The organism is Mycobacterium sp. PTI7 (assembly GCF_056679845.1).
The window spans coordinates 2805962-2826362 of sequence record NZ_CM155252.1 but is presented as its reverse complement, the minus strand read 5'-3'; the positions used below and the strand labels follow the sequence as shown (position 1 = coordinate 2826362).

At 69.3% G+C, this 20401-nt stretch carries 22 protein-coding genes; 15 read left to right on the top strand and 7 right to left on the bottom strand.

Annotated features, from left to right (window positions below):
- Positions 1 to 4 precede the first annotated feature (4 nt).
- Both AC1MEY_RS13515 and AC1MEY_RS13510 read left to right on the top strand, forming a co-directional pair.
- A complete protein-coding gene (locus AC1MEY_RS13515) occupies positions 5 to 1384 on the top strand; it encodes an MCE family protein (RefSeq protein WP_480231103.1) in 1380 nt (459 codons plus the stop codon).
- Positions 1384 to 3150, top strand: coding sequence for an MCE family protein (locus tag AC1MEY_RS13510; RefSeq protein WP_480231102.1), 1767 nt, complete (start codon positions 1384 to 1386; stop codon positions 3148 to 3150). The genes AC1MEY_RS13515 and AC1MEY_RS13510 overlap by 1 nt, the downstream gene beginning before the upstream one ends.
- 52 nt (positions 3151 to 3202) lie before the next feature.
- Here the strand turns inward: AC1MEY_RS13510 and AC1MEY_RS13505 are convergent, their stop codons facing one another.
- On the bottom strand, positions 3203 to 3709 hold the full coding sequence (locus AC1MEY_RS13505; protein ID WP_480231101.1) for an Rv2253/PknI dimerization domain-containing protein: 507 nt from the start codon (positions 3707 to 3709) through the stop codon (positions 3203 to 3205).
- A gap of 188 nt (positions 3710 to 3897) precedes the next feature.
- On the opposite strand from AC1MEY_RS13505, the gene AC1MEY_RS13500 reads away from it, so the two are divergent.
- The gene (locus AC1MEY_RS13500; RefSeq protein ID WP_480231100.1) at positions 3898 to 4296 is read left to right on the top strand and encodes a hypothetical protein; all 399 of its coding nucleotides are present in this window, start codon (positions 3898 to 3900) and stop codon (positions 4294 to 4296) included.
- A 22-nt stretch (positions 4297 to 4318) separates the two neighbouring features.
- Here the strand turns inward: AC1MEY_RS13500 and AC1MEY_RS13495 are convergent, their stop codons facing one another.
- Complete coding sequence (locus AC1MEY_RS13495; protein WP_480231099.1) at positions 4319 to 4822, bottom strand: hypothetical protein; 504 nt, start codon at positions 4820 to 4822, stop codon at positions 4319 to 4321.
- 110 nt (positions 4823 to 4932) lie between these two features.
- The gene (locus tag AC1MEY_RS13490; RefSeq protein ID WP_480231098.1) at positions 4933 to 6222 is read right to left on the bottom strand and encodes a cytochrome P450; all 1290 of its coding nucleotides are present in this window, start codon (positions 6220 to 6222) and stop codon (positions 4933 to 4935) included.
- Positions 6223 to 6422: 200 nt separating this feature from the next.
- Here AC1MEY_RS13490 and AC1MEY_RS13485 point away from each other — a divergent pair, with 200 nt between their 5' ends.
- A complete protein-coding gene (locus tag AC1MEY_RS13485) occupies positions 6423 to 7034 on the top strand; it encodes a TetR/AcrR family transcriptional regulator (protein ID WP_480231097.1) in 612 nt (203 codons plus the stop codon).
- 17 nt (positions 7035 to 7051) lie between these two features.
- Here the strand turns inward: AC1MEY_RS13485 and AC1MEY_RS13480 are convergent, their stop codons facing one another.
- Positions 7052 to 7471 (bottom strand): hypothetical protein, encoded by a 420-nt coding sequence (locus tag AC1MEY_RS13480; protein ID WP_480231096.1) that lies wholly within the window; start codon positions 7469 to 7471, stop codon positions 7052 to 7054.
- 102 nt (positions 7472 to 7573) lie between these two features.
- On the opposite strand from AC1MEY_RS13480, the gene AC1MEY_RS13475 reads away from it, so the two are divergent.
- Together AC1MEY_RS13475 and AC1MEY_RS13470 are read left to right on the top strand one after the other, a co-directional pair.
- The gene (locus AC1MEY_RS13475) at positions 7574 to 8023 is read left to right on the top strand and encodes a nuclear transport factor 2 family protein (RefSeq protein WP_480231095.1); all 450 of its coding nucleotides are present in this window, start codon (positions 7574 to 7576) and stop codon (positions 8021 to 8023) included.
- A complete protein-coding gene (locus AC1MEY_RS13470; RefSeq protein ID WP_480231094.1) occupies positions 8016 to 8819 on the top strand; it encodes an SDR family NAD(P)-dependent oxidoreductase in 804 nt (267 codons plus the stop codon). The genes AC1MEY_RS13475 and AC1MEY_RS13470 overlap by 8 nt, the downstream gene beginning before the upstream one ends.
- A 136-nt stretch (positions 8820 to 8955) precedes the next feature.
- On the opposite strand, the gene AC1MEY_RS13465 is transcribed toward AC1MEY_RS13470, so the two are convergent.
- A complete protein-coding gene (locus AC1MEY_RS13465; protein WP_163800480.1) occupies positions 8956 to 9159 on the bottom strand; it encodes a cold-shock protein in 204 nt (67 codons plus the stop codon).
- 145 nt (positions 9160 to 9304) lie between these two features.
- On the bottom strand, positions 9305 to 10021 hold the full coding sequence (locus AC1MEY_RS13460) for an enoyl-CoA hydratase/isomerase family protein (protein WP_480231465.1): 717 nt from the start codon (positions 10019 to 10021) through the stop codon (positions 9305 to 9307).
- Positions 10022 to 10124: 103 nt separating this feature from the next.
- Between AC1MEY_RS13460 and AC1MEY_RS13455 the strand changes: the two genes are divergently transcribed.
- The 7 genes from AC1MEY_RS13455 (at position 10125) to AC1MEY_RS13425 (ending at position 17861) form a co-directional block, all read left to right on the top strand.
- Positions 10125 to 11678 carry an AMP-binding protein gene (locus tag AC1MEY_RS13455; protein WP_480231093.1) on the top strand — a complete coding sequence of 518 codons (1554 nt, stop codon included), beginning with the start codon at positions 10125 to 10127 and terminating at the stop codon, positions 11676 to 11678.
- Between the two features lie 142 nt (positions 11679 to 11820).
- A complete protein-coding gene (locus AC1MEY_RS13450) occupies positions 11821 to 13011 on the top strand; it encodes an amidohydrolase family protein (RefSeq protein WP_480231092.1) in 1191 nt (396 codons plus the stop codon).
- A 32-nt stretch (positions 13012 to 13043) separates the two neighbouring features.
- Positions 13044 to 14468, top strand: coding sequence for a FadD3 family acyl-CoA ligase (locus AC1MEY_RS13445; RefSeq protein ID WP_480231464.1), 1425 nt, complete (start codon positions 13044 to 13046; stop codon positions 14466 to 14468).
- A gap of 147 nt (positions 14469 to 14615) precedes the next feature.
- Entirely contained in the window at positions 14616 to 15512 is an 897-nt protein-coding gene (locus AC1MEY_RS13440; protein ID WP_480231091.1) for a hypothetical protein, read from the top strand.
- Entirely contained in the window at positions 15509 to 16108 is a 600-nt protein-coding gene (locus AC1MEY_RS13435) for a twin-arginine translocation pathway signal (protein WP_480231090.1), read from the top strand. Before AC1MEY_RS13440 ends, AC1MEY_RS13435 begins: the two co-directional genes overlap by 4 nt.
- Before the next feature lie 26 nt (positions 16109 to 16134).
- Entirely contained in the window at positions 16135 to 17142 is a 1008-nt protein-coding gene (locus AC1MEY_RS13430) for a patatin-like phospholipase family protein (protein WP_480231089.1), read from the top strand.
- Between the two features lie 32 nt (positions 17143 to 17174).
- The gene (locus AC1MEY_RS13425; RefSeq protein ID WP_480231088.1) at positions 17175 to 17861 is read left to right on the top strand and encodes a 2-C-methyl-D-erythritol 4-phosphate cytidylyltransferase; all 687 of its coding nucleotides are present in this window, start codon (positions 17175 to 17177) and stop codon (positions 17859 to 17861) included.
- On the opposite strand, the gene AC1MEY_RS13420 is transcribed toward AC1MEY_RS13425, so the two are convergent.
- Positions 17858 to 18574, bottom strand: coding sequence for an IspD/TarI family cytidylyltransferase (locus AC1MEY_RS13420; protein ID WP_480231087.1), 717 nt, complete (start codon positions 18572 to 18574; stop codon positions 17858 to 17860). The two genes, AC1MEY_RS13425 and AC1MEY_RS13420, sit on opposite strands and share 4 nt — an antisense overlap.
- 81 nt (positions 18575 to 18655) lie before the next feature.
- On the opposite strand from AC1MEY_RS13420, the gene AC1MEY_RS13415 reads away from it, so the two are divergent.
- Complete coding sequence (locus tag AC1MEY_RS13415; RefSeq protein WP_480231086.1) at positions 18656 to 19906, top strand: low temperature requirement protein A; 1251 nt, start codon at positions 18656 to 18658, stop codon at positions 19904 to 19906.
- 72 nt (positions 19907 to 19978) lie between these two features.
- A complete protein-coding gene (locus tag AC1MEY_RS13410; RefSeq protein WP_480231085.1) occupies positions 19979 to 20398 on the top strand; it encodes a ChaB family protein in 420 nt (139 codons plus the stop codon).
- Positions 20399 to 20401 lie beyond the last annotated feature (3 nt).

Sequence of the window (20401 nt, the reverse complement as noted above, 5' to 3'; positions counted from 1 at the left end):
TTGGATGCGTCCTCCCCGACAGCGGGCGACCGTGGCACGGCTGCTCGCGGTGGGCACCGCGATCGCGGTCACCTCCACCGGCTGCGCCTTCCAGGGCGTCAACTCGCTGCCGCTGCCAGGCGCGGTGGGCCGTGGCTCCGACGCGGTCCAATACACCGTGCAGGTCGCGAACGTCGCGACACTGGAGTCGAATTCACCGGTGTTGATGGACGACGTCGTGGTGGGCAGCGTCGGCACCATGACCGTGCAGGACTGGCACGCCAACGTGGAGATCTCGGTCAAGCCCGGCGTCGTGATCCCCGCCAACGCGGTGGCCAGCGTCGGCCAGACCAGCCTGCTCGGGTCCATGCACCTGGCGTTGAACCCGCCGCTGGGTCAGGCGCCGGAGGGCGCGCTGCCGCCCGGCTCCACCCTCGGGCTCAACGAGTCGTCGACCTACCCCACCACGGAGGAGACGCTGTCGTCGCTGTCGGTGGTGGTCAACGCGGGCGGTCTCGGTCAGATCGGCGACGTCGTCCACACGTTCAACCAGGCGCTGTCCGGGCGCGAGGAGGACTGGCGAAATCTGCTGACGCGTCTCGACGAGTTCATCGGCGTCCTTGATCAGCAGCGCCAGAGCCTGGTGGCCACCATCGAGGGCCTCAACCGCGTGGCGTCCAACTTCGCCGACCGCCGGGACGTGATCGACCGTGCGCTGCAGCGGATCCCGCGCGCCCTGGAGGTGCTGGACCGGGAACGGCCGCAGTTGACGACGGCCCTGACCAAACTCGGCCAGTTCAGCGACGTCGCGACGCGGCTCGTCAACGACTCCGGCGACGACCTCGCGACGAATCTGAAGAACCTCCAGCCGACCATCAAGGCGCTCGCCGACGTCGGACCCGACCTCGACGCGAGCCTCGCGTACGCGACGGTGTTCCCGTACGGGCAGAACCTGATCGACCGCGCGGTGCGAGGCGACTTCATCAACCTCTTCGCGACGGTCGACATCTCCGGACCACGGCTGCGCAAGTCGATCTTCCTCGGGTCGCGCGCCGGCCAGGAGGGTCGCGACCTCGTGCCGCTGCCCGGCGAGCCGTTCTTCCAGCGCTACACCTTCGACCCGCTGGGGCGGCCGCTCGCGCCGCAGCCACCCGGTGGTCCCCTGTCCGCGCTGCCCGGCAACCCGCCGACGGCCGGGCTGACCGCCGACCCGCCGGGTGCGGAGCGCAGCCTCCCGGGCCCGGGGTCCGCCCCGCAGGCGCCGCCACCACCACCGCCGCCCATCAGCGGACCGGTGCTGCCGGTGGTGCCCCAGCAGAACGCAGACGGGGCGATGGTGGACAGTCCGCCGCCGCCACCGGGAGGCGGACCCATCTTCGCCGGCCCGTACGGAGGGGGTAGCTGATGCTCACGCGATTCATCAAGGTGCAGCTCGCGATCTTCACCGTCGTGTCCATCATCGGCGTGACGTGGATGGCGTTCTCCTACGTGCAGCTTCCGACGCTGCTGGGCCTCGGACGCTACGAGGTGACGCTGAAGCTGCCGAGTTCCGGTGGTCTCTACCGGTTCAGCAACGTCACCTACCGCGGTGTCGAGATCGGCAAGGTCACCGACCTCCGGCTCACCGGTTCCGGTGCCGTGGCGACGCTGTCGATCGCGACGTCGCCGAAGGTGCCCGCAGATCTGGAGGCTCAGGTCCGCAGCGTCTCGGCCGTCGGCGAGCAGTACGTCGACCTGCGGCCGCGTACCGACTCGGGTCCGTTCCTGGGCAGCGGGTCGGTCATCGAGGGCGGGAACGTCTCGCTGCCACCGGCGGTGGGCCCGGTCCTCGACAAGGTGAGCACGCTGGTCGGCACCTTCCCCTCCGACCGCCTGAGCGCGCTGCTCGACGAGACCTACAAGGGCTTCAACGGGGCCGGCTTCGACTTCGGGTCGCTGCTCGACTCCGGCGCCACGCTGAGTTCGGAGCTGAACGGCGTGGCCGAGCAGACCAGGACGTTGGCCGACGACAGCCGTCCGCTGCTCGAGGGGCAGGCCGCCACCGCGGACTCGATACGCACGTGGGCCCGCAGCCTGTCCGGGTTCACGGGGCAACTCGCCGCGAACGACCCCCAGGTCCGCACGGTGCTGCAGACGTTCCCGGGGTTCTCCGACGAGGTGTCGAGCTTCCTGACCGAACTCAAGCCGACGCTGCCCGTGCTGCTGGGAAATCTGGGCACCGTCAGCGAGATCCTGATGACGTACAACGCGTCCCTCGAGCAGCTGCTGGTGCTGTTGCCGCCGTACTTCGCTCAGCAGCAGTCGTATTCGTCGGGATCCGACTCGACCGGTGGCGCCCGAGGTGACTTCGCGGCCACGGTCAGCGATCCTCCCGCATGCACGGTGGGCTTCCTTCCGCCCTCGTCGTGGCGGTCGCCCGCCGACGAGTCGGACATCGACACACCCGACGACATCTACTGCAAGCTGCCGCAGGACTCGCCGATCTCCGTGCGCGGCGCCCGCAACTTCCCGTGCATCAGGAAGCCGGGCAAGCGTGCGCCCACCGTGCAGATCTGCAACAGCGACAAGCCCTTTCAGCCGCTGGCGATGCGTCAGCACGCAACGGGTCCGGCGCCGTTCGACCCGAGCCTGGTGGCCCAGGGCGTCCCGATCGACGACCGCGCCACCCTGAGCGACGACATCTACGCACCGGTCGAGGGCACGCCTCTCCCGCCGGGAGCGGTCCCAGCCGGGACGCCCCCGAACGCGGCTCCGTTCGGGACTCCGGTGTCGCCGTTGGAGGCTCCGATCGCCACGGCGATCGCGCCCCCACCGCCCGAGGGGAACTCGCTCAACGGACAGCCCATCGCGCCGCTGGGCCCACCGCCGGGACCGGCACCCGAGGGGTTGCCCGCCGCGGCCGTCGGACCGGCCCCCGGCGCGCCACCCGTGCAGCCCGTCGCGCCTCCCGCCGGCGACGTGGTCGTCCCGCCCGTCGACGGTGGTGCGATCCCCGCTGCACCGAGTGCCTTCGGGCCGGCCAAGAAGGACGGCGGACCGAGTGTCGCGTTTGCGCAATACAATCCGCGCACCGGCGAGTACGTGGGATCCGACGGCAAGCTGTACAAGGTGACGAACCTCGTGGCGGAGAAGCCACTCGTCACGACCTGGAAGGACCTTCTGCTGCACTGACGGATCCGGGCGCACACACCGGTGACGGTGTGTGCGCCCGGATTCGGCGGTCTCAGGAGAGCTTGGTGATCTTCACCGGCAGATTGAGCACGAGCGACTTGTTGCGGCCGCAGTTGCCGCTCTCGCCGGTGGTCTGGTCCTCGCCGACCCACAGATCCGAGATGCGCTGGGACAGGCCTTCTTCGGACGAGGGGTAGAAGCGGTAGACCTGCAGGCCCGGCGCCCGGGTGCCGTCCGGGCACGGGATCCAGTCCGGGACGTAGTGCTTGACGTACCACATGTTTCCGGTGCCGGTGTAGACGTTCTCGGTCCATCCGAGGCTGCTGGTCACCGTGCCCGCGCACGTGATGGCCGACGTGCAGGTCGTGGCGACCGTCCAGGTGCTCCGAACCGAGGGCTCGTCCTGGTACCGGTCGTTCATGCGGGCCCACTCACCGTTCGACACAACGGAATACGTGCCGTTCATGGCGAATTCCTCGTACTCGGCCCCCGCCTGGGGCGCAGCGGCGAGTCCGACGGCGGCCACCGCCGACATGGCCACGCCTGAGAGCGTCCTCATTCGGCTCACGATCTGCTCCTCGGTTGGCCGGCTCGGCGGCAATGCCGTTCTTACGTGGGAGAATAACACTTTGGCGACGACCACCGGACGGCTTCGCACCGGCCGATGCCGGTCCTCGATGGGGGCCGCGAGCGTCGATCTTCTCCGATCGGGAGACTTCCAGTCTCCGTTGTGCGACAGTGACTATCGTGCGTAAAGCCCTGTCCGCGGCGACCGCCGGCCTGCTGGCCGTCGGAGTGCTCACGGCGCCGCCCGTCGCAGCCGAGCCGCCCCCGCCGCCCCCCGTCGCCGAGTGCAACGACCCGTCGTGCGTGCCCGGCATCCAGCCCGGCGCCGTCCTCGGTGCGCCCTGCTCGAACACCACCTACTACGTCTTCGGCGTGACGTCGTGGGGTCGGATAGTGTTCTGCGGATCGCCACGACGCAAGGCGCCGCGGTGGTTCCGGTCGCTGGAGGTGCGGGGCATCAAGACCGAGGGCGCCAACTGCTCCGGGCGTGACGGTGAGATGGCACAGGCGCCGGACGGACTGTTCCTGTCGTGTGACGTCCGCAACGGTGCCGCGACGTGGACGCGCGGCGACATCTGAGCCACCGCGCCGCCCGCGTCCGTCAGAAGCGCGTCAGCGAGAAGTCGTAGGTGCTCGTACCACCCGGTGCGCCATAGCATCCCGCGCCGTAGGTCGACGTGATGGTGCCCGCCAGCGAGACGGCATCCCACGAGTACACGTCGTGGGACGGGAGGTTGTAGCCGACGCAGCGCACCCCGTCGATGACGTCGACGGTGAGGGTGTATCGCCCGTCCTGATGGAACGCCGTGTTCTGGAATCGCTGACTCTTCAGCGGTCGGGGGATGGCGATCACGTTGAGATTGCCGTCGTCGGGGTTGATGACCGGGCCGGTGAAGTAGGTGCCGCAATCGGGTGCGCCGCAGGAGTGGGTGACCGACCACACGAACGAGTGGTCGTTCCAGCGGTTGTTGGCGACCTCGTAGTTGCCGATCTTCATCTTCGGTCCCTCGCCCGCGCTCGCACCCGGCGCGAGCGCCGTCGCGGCCAGGAAGAGGGCGGCCGCCACTCCGGCTCCCTTGGCGGCCGCCTCAGCCGTTCTGGCCACAGCCATCTCCCGTCGTCGCGAGCGGATCATCGTGCACAGCCTATCCGTTGCCGAACCCGGCGTCAGTCGCTTCGCAGACCGGTTTCCCCGCCGCCACAACCGATCCGGGACTACGCGGGCCCGTTGATCGGGGTGAACTCGATGTTGATCTCGGTGAGGCCGCGCAGGATGAACGTGGGCTCGTAGGTGAAGTTGCGCTGCCCTTCGGGACCGTGCTTCTCGTCGTCGATCCTGATGTCGCCCATGCGATCCAGGATGCGCTCGATGGAGACGCGGCCCTCCACGCGGGCCAGCGGTCCACCGGGGCACGAGTGCACGCCGCGACCGAACGCGATGTGCTCGCGCACGTTCTTCCGGTCGAGATCGAACTCGTGCGGGTTCTCGAAACGGCCCGGGTCGCGGTTGACGGCACCGGGGCACACCATCACCGTGGTGCCGGCGGGCACGACGGTGTCGCCAACCTTGGTCGGCTTCTTGGCAAGTCGGAACTGACTCTTCACCGGAGCGTCCATGCGCAGCGACTCCTCCACGAAGACCGGGATGCGACTGCGGTCGTTGCGCAGCGCCGCCTGGACGTCCTGGCGCTCGCCCAGCACCTTCATGGACGCCGACAGCAGCTTGGTGGTGGTCTCCTGTCCGGCGGCGAAGAGGAACGTCGCAGAGCGCGCCACCTCCAGCACCGGCGGCACCGAACCGTCGGGGTACTTGGCGGTGGCGAGCGCGGTGAGGACGTCGTCGCGCGGCGACTCGCGGCGGTCCTCGAGGTAGCCGACGAACTTGTCGTCGAGCCACGCCAGCGGGTTGAGGCCGACCAGATCACCGTCGAGCGAGCCGACCTGGGCACCGGGACGCGGCGCGCCCAGCACGGTGCGGAACTCCTCGTGGTCTTCCTGCGGCACCCCGAGCATGTCGGCGATCACCAACAGCGAGAACGGCTTTGCGTAGGCCGTGAGGAACTCGCACTTGCCGGCGGCGACGAAGTCGTCGAGGCACTCGTCGGCGAGGCGCCACATGAAGTCCTCGTTCTCCTTGAGCCGGCGCGGGGTCAACAGCCGGTTCAGCAGGGAGCGGGCATTCGTGTGGTCCGGGGGATCCATCGTGACCATGTGCTCGAACATCGGCATCTGCGGCCGGTGCACGGTGATCTGGTCGGTGATGTCGTCGCCCTCGGGGGTGAACGGCAGCGGCGGGAAGGGTCCGGCCACCGCGATGCACGACGAGAAGGTGTCGGTGTCCTTGAGCACCTGACCGGCCTCCTCGTAACCCGTGATCGCAAGCACGCCGTAGTGCGGCTCCTGCACGATGGGGCACTTGCTCCGGAGGTGGTCGAAGTACGGGTGGGGATCGGGAACCAGGGACTGGTCGGTGAAGTAGTCGACCGTGTCGAAGTCGGCAGTCATCGAGAGGGGTTCCTTCCGGGGCCGTGAGGCAGGGAGTCGGATCGCGCGCCGGCGAGCTGGCCGGCGGCAGTCGAGCTGAAAGTGCTGAGCACCTGCTTAGCATGGCGTACTGTCGCGGTCAAGATTTGCCACGCCGACCAGCGACTACGATCTGCGTGCATACCCGAGGCGCAACGGCTGCGAAAGAAGGAAGTGTGGGAATGGCATCGGACCGGAGGATCGGTGGGCCGGACGCCAAGAACCGGGGGGTCCTGCTCGACGCCGCCGAGCAACTGATGCTCGAGGACGGCTACGCATCGGTCACTTCGCGTCGCGTCGCCGAGCGTGCCGGTCTCAAGCCGCAGCTCGTGCACTACTACTTCCGGACCATGGACGACCTGTTCATCGAGGTCTTCCGGCGGATGTCGAAGCTCGGCCTCGACGCGCACGCCGAGGTGCTCAAGTGCGACCAGCCGCTCTGGGCGATGTGGGAGTTCGGCAGTGACCCGCACGTCGCCCGATTGACCATGGAGTTCATGGGGCTCGCGAATCACCGCAAGGCGCTGCGTGCGGAGATCGCGGTGTTCGCGGACCGGTTCCGGCAGCAGCAGGTCGAGGTGATGACCACCGTGCTCCGTCGCTACGGCCAGGAGCAATCCGACGTCCCGCCCGTGGTCTGGGCGGTCTTCGCCACCAGCGTGTCGCGGGTGCTGGTGCTGGAGCAGTCGCTCGGCATCTCGTTCGGCCACGACGAGATGCTGTCGTTCTGCGAGGAGTGGCTGCGCAAGCTGGAGGGCGAGCGCGTGCCGGTCAATGCCTCGGCATCGGCCTGACGGCGTTTCTCGCGCACTCACCAGTGCCGGATGGAGCAGAGCGCTCCCTTGGGGCCCTGATTGGTCACCACGACCTCGCCGTCGACGGCGATGACGCAGTGGAAGTTCGGCTGCTGCGGGGAGTCGAGGCTCGTCGCCACCACCATCGCCCACTGGTCCGGGTTGGCCAGCATGACGTCGAGCGTCCACATCTGGTTGGGCCCCACGTCCGCCTCGACGTTCGGGCTGAACGCGTACGGGTTGTGGCTGTACTCCGCATAATTGGGCGGGTCGACGTCGCGGTAGTAGATCTCCGCCTGCGCGAACGGCGACTCGGTGAAGACGGTGTACTTCACGTGCCGCAGCGGCGGACCCTCGGCCGAGGCCGTGGTGGCGGTCGACGTGACGCCGCCGAGGAGGAGGGCCAGGACGGGTACGGCCGTCGCCAAGCGCTTCATGGTCGTCGGCATCCTCCCGGGCGGAAACATCATTACCGGAATACTAGAACGCCGTTCACGTTCGCGGCGGGCGATTGACGAGAAGGTGTTAGCGTCCGACGGGTGGACCCCGACACCGCGCAGATCAGCGACGTACTCATCCGCTACGCCACCGGAATCGACACGAAGGACTGGGCACTGTTCCGGACCTGCTGGGCGGACGAGGTGGACGTCGACTACGCCGACGTAGGCACGTTCTCCGACCCCGATGCCTTCACCGAGTTGATGCAGCAGCTGCACGGCTCGATGGGTGCGACCTACCACCGCCTCACCAACCTCGTCATCGACGTCGACGGTGACAGGGCGACGGCGAGGTCCTACGTGCACGCGGTCCTGCTGCTCGTGCCCGGCGACGCCGACAACTGGATCGACGTCGTGGGGCATTACGACGACGTGCTCGTCAGGACCGACGCCGGCTGGCGGATCTGGCGACGCTCGACGCACATGGGCCGGATGCTGACCGGCGGCGCCCGCGCGGGGGCAGCCACGGCGGCGGGCATCGACGGTGTCTGAGTTCGCCGGTCGGTACGGTCCCTGGGCGGTGATCGCCGGCGCATCCGAGGGGATCGGCGCGTGCGTGGCCCACGAACTCGGCGCTCGCGGAATCAATCTGGTGCTCATCGCGCGCACTGCGGCGCTCCTCGGTGAGGTGGCCGCCGACGTCCGGGAGCGACACGGTGTCGAGGTGCGGACGGTGGAACTCGACCTGACGGTCGACGACGTCGCCGACCACGTGGTCCGTGCCACCGACGGACTCGAGGTGGGACTCGTCGTCTACAACGCCGGAGCGTCCGATCGCACCGCCGACTTCCTGGACAACGAACTCGAGTACTCGCTCCACCAGATCAAGCTCGACTGCACCGGCCCGGTCGTGCTGGCCCGCCACTTCGGGCCGGCCATGCGCGAGCGGGGCCGAGGCGGCATCGTGCTCGTCGCGTCACTCGCCTGTGTTGCGGGGTCGGCGACGCTCGCCATGTACTCCGGGGTCAAGGCGTTCCAGCACAACTTCGCCGAGGGCCTCTGGGCGGAGCTGGCGCCGGCCGGGGTAGACGTCTGCGTGATGCCGCTCGGGATGACCTATACGCCTGCCCTGCAGCGGATGGGCATCACCTTCGACCCGCGGGCGCACATGACGTCGGAGGACGTGGCGCGCGAGATCGTCGACAACGTTGGGAACGGCCCGGTGCACGTCGTGGGGGAGAACAATCGCGCGGTAGCGGCGCAGGTGTGGACCATCGACCGGCGCGCGCTGGTCGAGATGATGAGCATCGCCTCGAAGGACTTCGCGCAGAAGCGGGCGGTCGGCTGACGGTCCACCCTCGCTGAAAGGCCAAGGCACGCACCAGTTCTGGTCAGCCTCGGCATCCCCTGGGAAAAGCAACTGCGCCGCACGCTGACACCCCCGAAGGGGCGCCTGCGAGCGGCGCAGAAGTGGTGAAGCTTAGTTACAGCGTGGTGACGCCAGTTGCCTGGGGTCCCTTTGCGCCTGGGGTGATCTCGAACTCGACCCGCTGGTTCTCGTCGAGAGTGCGGTAGCCCTGAGACTGGATCTCCGAGTGATGGACGAAAACGTCTTCACTGGCTCCGTCCGGGGTGATGAAGCCGAAGCCCTTTTCCGCGTTGAACCATTTGACAGTGCCCTGCGTCATACAGATATTCCCATTTCTTGGTATTCACAGATGTCATCAGACAGACATCCAATGCTGACCCTAGCACGGTGTTCGGGTCGCGGCTCGAAGTCGGCGCAACCAATTTCGGACCGGGTACCGATTCGCGACGGCGTGGGGGAGACGGTCACCTGCGGCGGTTCATCACCTTGTCGGCGGCCACCCAGTGCGCGTCGTCCACCCACAGCCGGGCGAAGGCCGCCACGGCCTCGTCGGGGGAGGCGCCGGACACGACGCGCTTGACCTCGGATGCCGCGCGGTGGGCCAATTTTCGGGCCACCGCGCGCCACTCGTCCTCGAACGTCGCCCGCGGGACCACCCGCTGCACCAGCCCGACCCGCTCCGCCTCGGCGGCGTCGAGGATGACACCGGTGCCGGCCAGCAGCAGCGCCTGACTGCGTCCCACCAGGGCGGCCAGTCGTTCGGCGCCGCCCCACGCCGGCATGATCTCGAGGGTCACCTGGTTGAAGCCGATCCGGACGTCGTCGGCGGCCAGGCGGATGTCGGCGGCGACCGCCACCTCGGCGCCGCCGCCCAGCGCATGGCCGTTCAGCGCCGCGAGCACCGGCCCGGGGAAGCTGGCGATCCGGTCGCAGACCTTCCGCATCCGCCACGCCATCGCCGCCGCGTCCTCCTCGGTGCGCAGTGCCGAGAGTTCCTTGAGGTCGCCGCCGGAGACGAAGGCCTTGTCGCCGGCGCCGGTGATCACCAGCGCGCGCGCACCGGCCGCGCCGTCGAGCGCCTCGTCGAGACGGTCCATCGTCGTCAACGAGATGGCATTCCGGGCGTGCGGGCGGTCGATCGTGATGACGGCGAGCCCGTCGTCGACGTCGAGGTCGACCATGCGGCTGTCGTCCACGTTCTCTCCTTGCGGTATTGGCATTCTCGGTGGCGGAGAATAACATCCCCGTGACACTCGTCGGCCCAGCGAAAGTACTGCATAGACAATGCGAAAGATCCCCGAGGCGCTGGTCGAACGGTACGAGGCGCAGGGTTGGTGGACGTCGGAGACGCTCGGCGACCTGATCGCGCACGGTCTGCACGGGGCACCCGAGCAGCGCTTCGTGGTCCACTCCGACACCCGCCCGTTCGACGGCACCTGGCGCGAGGTGGAGGTTCTCGCGCGGCGCTTGGCGGCGGGCCTGCGGGACCGCGGCGTGGGGCCCGGCGACGTGGTGGTCATGCAGCTGCCGAACTGGCGGGAGGCCGCGGTCACCTTCTGGGCGTCGGCGTTCCTCGGCGCCGTCGTCGTCCCGGTCGTGCACTTTTACGGCCGCAAGGAACTCGGCCACATCATCGGCACGTCCGCGCCGAAGGCGTTCATCACCACGGAGGCGTTCGGGCGGATGACCCTGCACGCCGACGTGTGTGCCGACGTACCCCTGGTGGCCCTGGTCGGCGGAGACGGGGCGACGCCCGGGGCGATCGCCTTCGACGACCTGCTCGCCGACGAGCCGCTGGCCGGGGTGCTCCCCACAGATCCCGCCAGCCCGGCGCTCATCGCGTTCACGTCGGGCACCACCCGAGACCCCAAGGGCGTCATCCACAGTCACCAGACGCTGAACTTCGAGACCCGGCAGCTGCTGTCCAACTATCCGGCCGATCGCGGGCGGCAACTGACCGCGACGCCGGTCGGACACTTCATCGGCATGCTCAGCGCGTTCCTGATCCCCGTCCTCGAAGGTGCGCCGATCGACCTGTGCGACGTCTGGGATCCGGGCCGCGTCCTCGCGCTGATGGCGTCGGACGGGCTCTCCATCGGCGGCGGTCCGCCCTACTTCGTCACCAGCCTGATGGACCACCCTGACTTCACCGCCGACCACATGAAGCTGCTGAAGACCGCCGGACTGGGCGGGTCCACCGTGCCCGCCACCGTCACCCGCCGGCTGTCGGACCGCGGCGTGCTCGTCTTCCGGTCCTACGGCAGCACCGAGCATCCGTCGATCACGGGGTCGAGCCCGTCGGCCCCCGAGGACAAGCGGCTCTTCACCGACGGGAACTGCCGGCCCGGGGTCGAGATCCGGCTCACCGACGAGGGGGAGATCCTCAGCCGCGGGCCGGACCTCTGCCTCGGCTACACCGATCCGGACCTCACCGCCAGGGCGTTCGACGACGACGGCTGGTACCACACGGGCGACATCGGGGTGCTCGACGACGACGGCTACCTCACCATCACCGATCGCAAGGCGGACGTGATTATCCGCGCGGGCGAGAACATCAGCGCGCTCGAGGTCGAGGAGGTGCTGCTCGGGATGGCGCAGGTCGCCGAGGCGGTCGTCGTCGCCGCGCCCGATCCCCGGATGGGCGAGCGGGCGGCGGCCGTGCTGCGGCTCAAACCAGGCGCCTTCATGCCATCGCTGGACGAGGTGCGGGCGCACTTCGAGCGCGCCGGAGTGGCCCGGCAGAAGTGGCCCGAGGAGTTGCACGAGGTGGCGGACTATCCGCGCACGGCGAGCGGCAAGGTGCAGAAGTTCGTCGTCCGCCAGAAGCTCGCCGGATAGCGGCGGGACCACCCGCTTCGACCGCCGGAGATCGCTCCGGTGCTGCGGAACGTCATTACCAAGTTGGCCGAGAAGCGCCGAGAGCGTTGCCATGCGAGCCGAATGAGAATAAGATTCTCGCGAGACGATAAAGGAGTTTTCCATGGGTCAGCTTTCCCACCGGGTCGACATTCCGTTCCCGCTGTTCGACGCGGACAACCACCTGTACGAGCCGCCCGAGGCGATGACGAAGTACCTGCCGAAGGCGTACAAGGACATCGTTCAGTACGTCGAGATCAACGGCCGGACGAAGATCGCGCTCAAGGGGCAGATCAGCAACTACATCCCCAACCCGACGTTCTCCGTGGTCGCCCAGCCGGGCGCCTGGGAGGAGTACTTCAAGTTCGGCAACCCCGACGGCAAGAGCAAGCGCGAGCTGTTCGGCGAGCCGATGCGGGCCATCCCGGCCTTCTTCGAACCCGAGCCGCGCCTGGCGAAGATGGACGAACTGGGCCTCGACCGGTCGCTCATGTTCCCGACGCTGGCCAGCCTGATCGAGGAGCGGCTGTCCGACGACCCGCTCGCGATCCACGTCATCGTGCACGCGCTGAACGAGTGGCTGCACGAGGTGTGGGGCTTCAACTACAAGAACCGCATCTTCACCACCCCGGTGATCACCCTCCCGATCGTCGAGAAGGCGATCGAGGAACTGGAGTGGGCGGTCAAGCGCGGTGCCCGCGCCATCCTGATCCGTCCGGCGCCGGTCCCCGGGTTCCGCGGACCACGGTCGTTCGCCCTGCCCGAGTTCGACCCGTTCTGGCAGAAGTGCGTCGAGTACGACATCTTCGTCGGCATGCACTCGAGTGACAGCGGCTACTCGCGCTACACCTCCGAGTGGGACGGCGGCGCGCAGGAGATGCTGCCGTTCCAGACGAACGCGATGTCGATCCTCAACGAGTGGCGACCCATTCAGGACGCCGTGGCGTCCTGGGTCATCCACGGTGCGCTGTTCCGCTTCCCGACGCTCAAGGTGGGCATCGTCGAAGCCGGCTCGAAGTGGATGTTCCCGCTGCTCGACTCCATGTCGGAGGTCTACAAGAAGGCCCCCGAGGCCTTCCTGGGCAACCCGATGGAGGAGATCAAGAACCGCATCTACGTCAGCCCGTTCTACGAGGAGGGCATCGACGACCTGATCAACCTGATCGGCGTCGAGCAGGTGCTCTACGGTTCGGACTGGCCGCACCCCGAGGGACTGGCCGAGCCCACCCACTACGTGACCGCTCTCGAGCACCTCGCCGTCGAGGATCAGGCGAAGATCATGGGCGGCAACCTGGGTCGTCTCGTCACGACGTGACGTACCACCAGCGCTGGGACACCATCCCCGAGATGGTGCTCAGCGCGGCCGACCGGTTCGGCCACGCCGAAGCGGTCGTCGACGGTCCGTTGCGACTGTCGTACGTCGAACTCGCCGACCGCATCCGCAGCGCCGCGGGTGCGTTCGGCGAGTTCGGCATCGCCAAGGGCGACCGCGTCGCCATCTGGGCGCCCAACTCCGCGGACTGGATCGTCGCCGCGATCGGACTGTTGACCGCGGGCGGCGTCCTGGTCCCCGTCAACACCAGGTTCAAGGCGGCCGAGGCCGCCGACGTCGTGTCGCGCAGCGGAGCCAAGGCCGTCATGGTCCAGCAGGGCTTCCTGGGCCAGGACTTCTCCACCTCGCTCGACGTGCCGACCATCGATCTGAGGTCCGGCTTCCTCGCCGGCTCCGCGCCGTTCGACCGTGACCCCCGCGACTGGCTGCGCGGCGACGACGTCGCCGACGTCATCTACACCTCGGGCACCACCGGCAGGCCCAAGGGCGTGATGATGAACCACGCCCAGACGCTGCGTCTCTACGAGGAGTGGTGCCGGCTCGCCGATCTCCGCGAGGGCGACCGCTACCTGGTGGTCAACCCCTTCTTCCACACCTTCGGCTACAAGGCGGGATGCATCGCCGCGCTGATCCGCGGTGCGACCATCCTGCCGGTGCCCGTCTTCGACGTCGACGCGGTGGTCGACCTGATCGACGCCGAGCGCGTGACGATGCTGCCCGGACCGCCGACGCTCTACCACTCGCTGCTCGCGGTGCCCGACAAGGCCAAGCTCGCGACGCTGCGGGCGGGCGTCACCGGCGCCGCCGACATCCCGGTCGAGCTGATCCGTCGGGTGCACACCGAACTCCCGTTCCAGACGGTCGCCACCGGCTACGGGCTCACCGAGTGCGGCACCGCGACGCTGTCACGGCCCGGTGACTCCTTCGAGGACGTCGCGACCACCGTCGGCACGGCCTGCGACGGCGTCGAGGTCCGCATCGCCGACGACGGCGAGATCCTCGTCCGCGGCTACAGCGTGATGCAGGGCTACCTCGACGACCCCGAGGCGACCGCGGCCACGATCGACGCCGACGGGTGGCTGCACACCGGCGATCTCGGCGACCTGAACGACCACGGCAGGTTGCGGATCGTGGGACGCAAGAAGGACATGTTCATCGTCGGCGGCTTCAACGCCTATCCCGCCGAGATCGAGGGATTCCTGCTCGAGCATCCCGCCGTCGCGCAGGCCGCCGTCGTCGGCGTGCCCGACGATCGCCTGGGGCAGGTGGGTAAGGCGTTCATCGTGCTGCGGTCCGACGCCGCACCGACGTCGGCGGCCGACGTCCTGGAGTGGAGTCGCGCCCGAATGGCCGGATTCAAGGTGCCACGGTATGTACAGTTCCTCGACGAGCTACCGACCAACGCCACGGGCAAGGTCGTGAAGGACAGACTGCGCTGAGCGAACGCACAGCCTGGGAACGGCATTTCCGCAGGCGAGCGGTGCAAACTGGCGGTTCTGGCCATGCGGTATGGTCGGGTCGCTACCGGAAAACGACAATGCCATTCTCATTCCGATGACGGCGCAATGGACAGGACAGGAGGGCGCATGCCACCCAGCGAGCGCACCTCGCCGAAGCTCGACGGCGCCGAGGACCACGCCACGGTGACGCCGGACGCGACGACACGCGACGACGTCCTCTCGCTCGCGGAGGAGGCCGAAGCCGAGGCGGCCGAGGCGGAAGCCATCGCCGCCGCCGCCAGGGCACGCGCCCGCGCGCTCCGACTGCGCCGTGAGGCGAAGGCCGCCGCCGCCCCCGCCGAGCCGAGCGCGCCGGTCGACGACGTCACCGACACCGAACTGGTCGACGAGGACGTCCCCACCGACACCGAACTCTCCGACGACCAACTCTCCGCTGACGACCCGGACGTCACCGCCGTCGCTCCCGTGCCGACCGCCGTCGTCGACGACGCCGCCGATGGTTCCGACGGGCGACGCCGAGCGCGCTTCTCGGCACCGCGCGTCTCGCTGCGAGTCGCCATCGGAGCCGTCGCGATCGTGCTGACCGTGGGGTTCGTCGTGTCCAGCGGATACATGATCTGGCACCACCGTCAGGTGGTCGCCGAACAGCAGCGCTCCGCGGAGTTCGTCGCCGCCGCACGCCAGGGCGTCGTCACGCTGATGTCGCTGGACTTCACCCGCGCCGAGGAAGACGTGCAGCGCATCCTCGACAACACGACCGGCGCGTTCCGCGAGGAGTTCGCCGGGCAGGCCGAGAGCTTCACCGACGTGGCGCAGCAGTCGAAGGTGGTCACCGAGGCGACGGTCAACGCCGTCGCGGTGCGGTCGATGACCCAGGACACCGCGAACGTCCTCGTCGCCGTCACCACGCGGGTGTCCAACGCGGCGGCCAACGAGCAGCCGCCACGATCCTGGCGTCTGAGCGTGGACGTCGCCCGCGACGGCGGACAGATCAAGCTGGCGAAGGTGGAGTTCGTACCGTGACCGACAGCCGTGACGAGGCCGCCGAGGCCACCCCGGACGCCGAATCGACCGCCGAGGAACTCGACGTCACCCCGGCCGACCCACCCGTCGCCCGTCCCCGCACGGGCGGGGCGCGGGCCATCCTGGTGCCGGCCGTCATCGCCGTCCTGCTGGTCGCATCCGCGGCGTTCGCGTCCTGGGTCTACTTCAGCCAGTACCGGCCCGACCAGCAGACCAACGACGTGGTGGCCGCGGACGCGACGAAGGCCGCCACCGACGGCACCGTCTCGCTGCTGTCCTACACGCCGGAGACCCTCGACAAGGACTTCACCGCCGCCAAGTCGCACCTGACCGGCGACTTCCTGAGCTACTACACGCAGTTCACCACCGACATCGTCACGCCGGCCGCCAAGACCAAGGACGTCAAGACCTCGGCCACCGTCGTGCGGTCGGCGGTCGCGGAACTGCATCCCGATGCCGCGACCGTCCTGGTGTTCATCAACCAGAACACCACCAGCAAGGAAAACCCCAACGGTTCCTTCACCGCGAGCGCCGTGAAGGTGGGCCTCGTCAAGTCCGGTGACGCCTGGCTCATCTCCGCGTTCGACCCGGTCTGACCCACACCGCGCAGGAACACACCGTCGTGCCCTCTTCTCCCGTCGACCTCGTCCTGTCCGGTGGCGGCGTCAAGGGCGTCGGCCTGGTGGGCGCCGTCGTCGCGGTGATGGACGCGGGGTACGTGCCCCACCGGGTGTCCGGCACCTCGGCCGGATCGATCGTCGGCGCCGTCGTCGCCGCGGCCGCCCACGCCGGCAATCTCACCAGCGCACAGGTGAAGGACCTCGCGCTCGGCCTCGACTACTCGAAGTTCCTCGACCCTGGGCCGGTCGAACGGGTGCCGTTCCTCGGGCCGTCGCTCGCCGTCCTGCGCGGCTCCGGCATCTACCGCGGCGACTACGCCCACGAATGGGTGCGCGCGCAGCTCGCCGAACTCGGGGTTCGGACGTTCGGCGATCTCGCGCTGGCCGACCCCGAGCTGCCTGCCGAGCAGCGCTACCGACTGGTGGTCACGGTGTCGGACACGACCACGGGCCAGCTGGTGCGCCTGCCGTGGGACTACCGCCGGGTCTACGGTCTCGACCCCGACGAGCAATCGGTCGCCGATGCGGTGCGCGCGTCGATGTCCATTCCGTTCTTCTTCCGTCCGGTCACCCTGACCAGCGCGACCGGGCTGCGATCCACGCTGGTCGACGGTGGGTTGCTGTCGAACTTCCCGATCGACTCCCTCGACCGCCCCGACGGCCGGACACCACGATGGCCGAGCTTCGGGGTCACGGTGCTGCCCAACCTGCCCGACGGGAACGACAAGGTGATCCCCGCGCTGTCCGCGCTGCGGCTGCCGTCCTTCATCGGGGCGCCGCACCTGCTCGAGGACGTCATCACCACCGTGCTCGTCGGCCGCGATCAGGCCTACCTCAACCAGCCCTGGGTGAGCGCGCGGGCCATCCGGGTCGACTCGACGGACGTCGGGTTCCTCGACTTCGGCATCACCGACGACGAGGTGGAGGCGCTCTACCGCAACGGGTACGCCGCGGCTCGGCGGTTCCTGGCCGACTGGGACTGGGCGGCCTACAAGCGCCGCTTCCGGTGACCGCCCGGCACGATCCGATAGCGTCCTGGCCGATGGAACCGACGACGACCCCTCCCGGCGCGATCGTGCCGCTCGACGAGACGGTCACCGCTGCCGCGGTGTCGTGCCACGTCGCCGGGCGACCCGCGCTGGCACGCGTGCTCGACTCGCTGCTCGGGGCCGCACGGGTGCCCGCCGACCGGGTGCTGGTGGTCGCGGCGCCCGCCCTGGTCGTCGACGCCACGAGGGCGGTCGCGGACGCCGGCCTGGCCGAGGTCCGCGTCGTCGAGTGCGACCTGCCCGCGACCCGTGCCCGGTGCCTCGCGCTGGGACTCGAACACCTTGCCGCCGAACCGGATTCGGCAATCGTGATCCACGACCTGCGCAGTCCGCTGGCGTCCGCCGCGGTGACCGACCGGGTGCTGACGGGCCTCGCATCCCACCACGACGTCGTCGTGCCCGCGCTGCCCATGACCGACACGGTCAAGGAGACCGACGATCGGGGCGCCGTGCGCCGGACGATCGACCGGCAGGCGCTGCGGACGGTGCAGTACCCACGGGGTTACCGCGCGGCCGCGCTCGGTGCGCTGCTCGACGGAGGCACCGGCGACGAGTTCACCGCCGCCGTCGTCGCGGGAATGCCGATCGAGGTGGTCGGCGGTGACGCGGACGCGGTGACGGCCGCGCTGCCCGCCGACGCGGCACTGCTCGAGGCGATTCTCGCCTCCCGACGGACCTAGCCGGCGCGGGCGGCGAGCAGTCGCGCCGCCACCTCCACGTCGTGGGGGTAGGTCACCTTGAAGTTGGTCGGCGCGCCGGGGAAGCAGTGCACGTCGACGTCGGTGAACCGCTGCATGCAGGCCGAGGTGTCCGTGCCGTCGAAGCCCTCGGCGTCGGCGGCGAGGTACGCCGCGAGCAGACGGTCGGCACGGAACGCCTGGGGCGTCTGCACCCGGACGAGCGTGCCGTCGACCGCGCCGAGGGGACCGTGCCCGTCGTCGCGCACCACGTCACCGGCGGGAAGTCCGGGGATCGCACCGCCGAAGCGGCGCGCCGTCGCCAGTGCGGCACGCATCAGGTCCGGTCCGGCCAGCGGACGGGCGGCGTCGTGGACGAGCACCACGTCGACCCGGCCCGCCGCGATGTCGTCCGCGAGATACCGCAGCACGTTGAACTCCGAACCGTGCCGGGTGTCGCCGCCCTCGACCAATTCGACGGTGGCCGATGGCAGTTCGTCGTCGACCATGCGCCGCGCGAGGTCGCGTTCCCCGGCCCGGTGCACCAGCACGGTGCGGCCGATCTCCGGGGTGGCGGCGACGGCGTTCACCGACCACGACACCATGCTGCGGCCCGCGAGAGGCAGGTAGGCCTTGTTGCCGTCGGCGCCGACACGGGTGCCCATGCCTGCGGCGAGGACGACGCCCACGGCTGCGGGTGTGTGCGGCGTCGGCATGCGCCCACGCTAGCGGGCACCGCGGCGCGCGCGGGGCCGCGGCACCCGGTACGGTCACCGCCGTCGGAGGGAAGAGGTCGGATGAACGAATCGACGCCGCGCGCGGCGCGCATGCACCGGGTCCGCAGGATGGCGGGCCGTGACCCGCACGAGGCGCACCGGGCCGCCACCCCGCTGGAACTGCTGTTCGACCTGACGTTCGTGATCGCGTTCGGCGTCGCGGCGTCCGAGCTGTCGCACGCGCTGGCGGCCGGTCACGTGGGCGTCGGTCTGATCGGCTTCTTCTTCGCGACGTTCGCGACGTGCTGGGCGTGGATCAACTTCACCTGGTTCGCATCGGCGTACGACACCGACGACTGGGTGTACCGCCTCCTGACGATGGTGCAGATGGTCGGCGTTCTTGTTCTGGCACTGGGCATCCCGCCGTTCTTCGCCTCGATCGAGCACGGCGGGCATCTCTCCAACGAGATGCTCGTCGCGGGCTACGTGGTGATGCGGGTCGCGATGGTGGCGCAGTGGTTGCGCGCGGCGCGGCAGGATCCGGCGCGGCGATCGGCGAGCCTGACCTACGCCGCGGTGATCACGCTCGTCCAGATCGGCTGGATCGGTGCGATCTTCCTGCCGGTATCGGTGCCCGTCGGCCTGACGATGTTCGTCGTCCTGGCCGCGGCGGAGATGTTCGGACCGTGGCTCGCGGAGACCCGCAGGGGCGGCACGCCGTGGCACGCCCACCACATCGCCGAGCGCTACGGTCTGCTGGCCATCATCGCGCTCGGCGAGGGCGTGGTCGGCACCGTGGCCTCGCTGACCGCGGTCGTGCAGGAGTACGGGTGGACGCCGGATGCCGTCCTGCTCGTGATCGCCGGTACCGGGCTGACGTTCGGGATGTGGTGGATCTACTTCTCCGCCATCCCCGGCCCCGACGTGCTGCACGAGCACCGCGAGCGGTCGTTCGCCTTCGGGTACCTGCACATCGCCGTCTTCGGGGCGATCGTCGCGACCGGAGCAGGCCTGCACACCGCGGCCTACTACGTCGAGGACCACTCGGAACTCGGCGCCGTGGGAACGGTGCTGTCGGTGGTGGTGCCGGTGGCGGCGTTCGTCGGTCTCGTCTTCCTGCTCAACGCCCTCGTGGTCCGCGAATGGGACGTGGTGCACCTCGTACTGGCGGTGCTGGCCGGCGTGATCCTGGCGGCCGCGGTGATCGCGGCGATGCTGGGCGTGCCGATGACGTCGTGCCTGCTGATCGCGACGTTGGCGCCCGCGGCGAGCGTGGTCGGCATCGAGGTCGTCGAGCACCGGCGCGCCGCCGCGGAGCGTGTGGAGGCGTAGCCGGTTCGACCGGCCCGGCCTGGGTATCCGATCGGGATCGGGGCGCACAGCCCGACCAGACGGGAGGACACCATGCCGAAGACCAACCGCGACGGATCGGCCAAGCAGTCCGAACTGCCGAGCACGCTGAAGAAGTCGTCGAAGAAGGCGCAGCGCACGTTCGCCAAGGCCCACGACTCGGCGGCCGAGGAGTACGGGGAGGGCGAACGCGCGCATCGCGTCGCGTTCAGCGCCGTCAAGCACAGCTTCGAGAAGGTGGGCGACCACTGGGAGGCCAAGGACGAGAAAGGCCCGTCGGATCAGCGTGCGCAGAGCGGCGGACGCAATCCCAGCGGGGAGTCCGCGGAGGGCGTCGACGCGAACGCCAGCAAGAAGCACCTGATCGACGTGGCACGCAGGCTCGACGTCGCCGGTCGCTCGAAGATGACCAAGGACGAGCTGGTGACGGCGATCAAGAAGGCGAACCGGCGGGAGACCTCCGCGAAGCGGTGACGC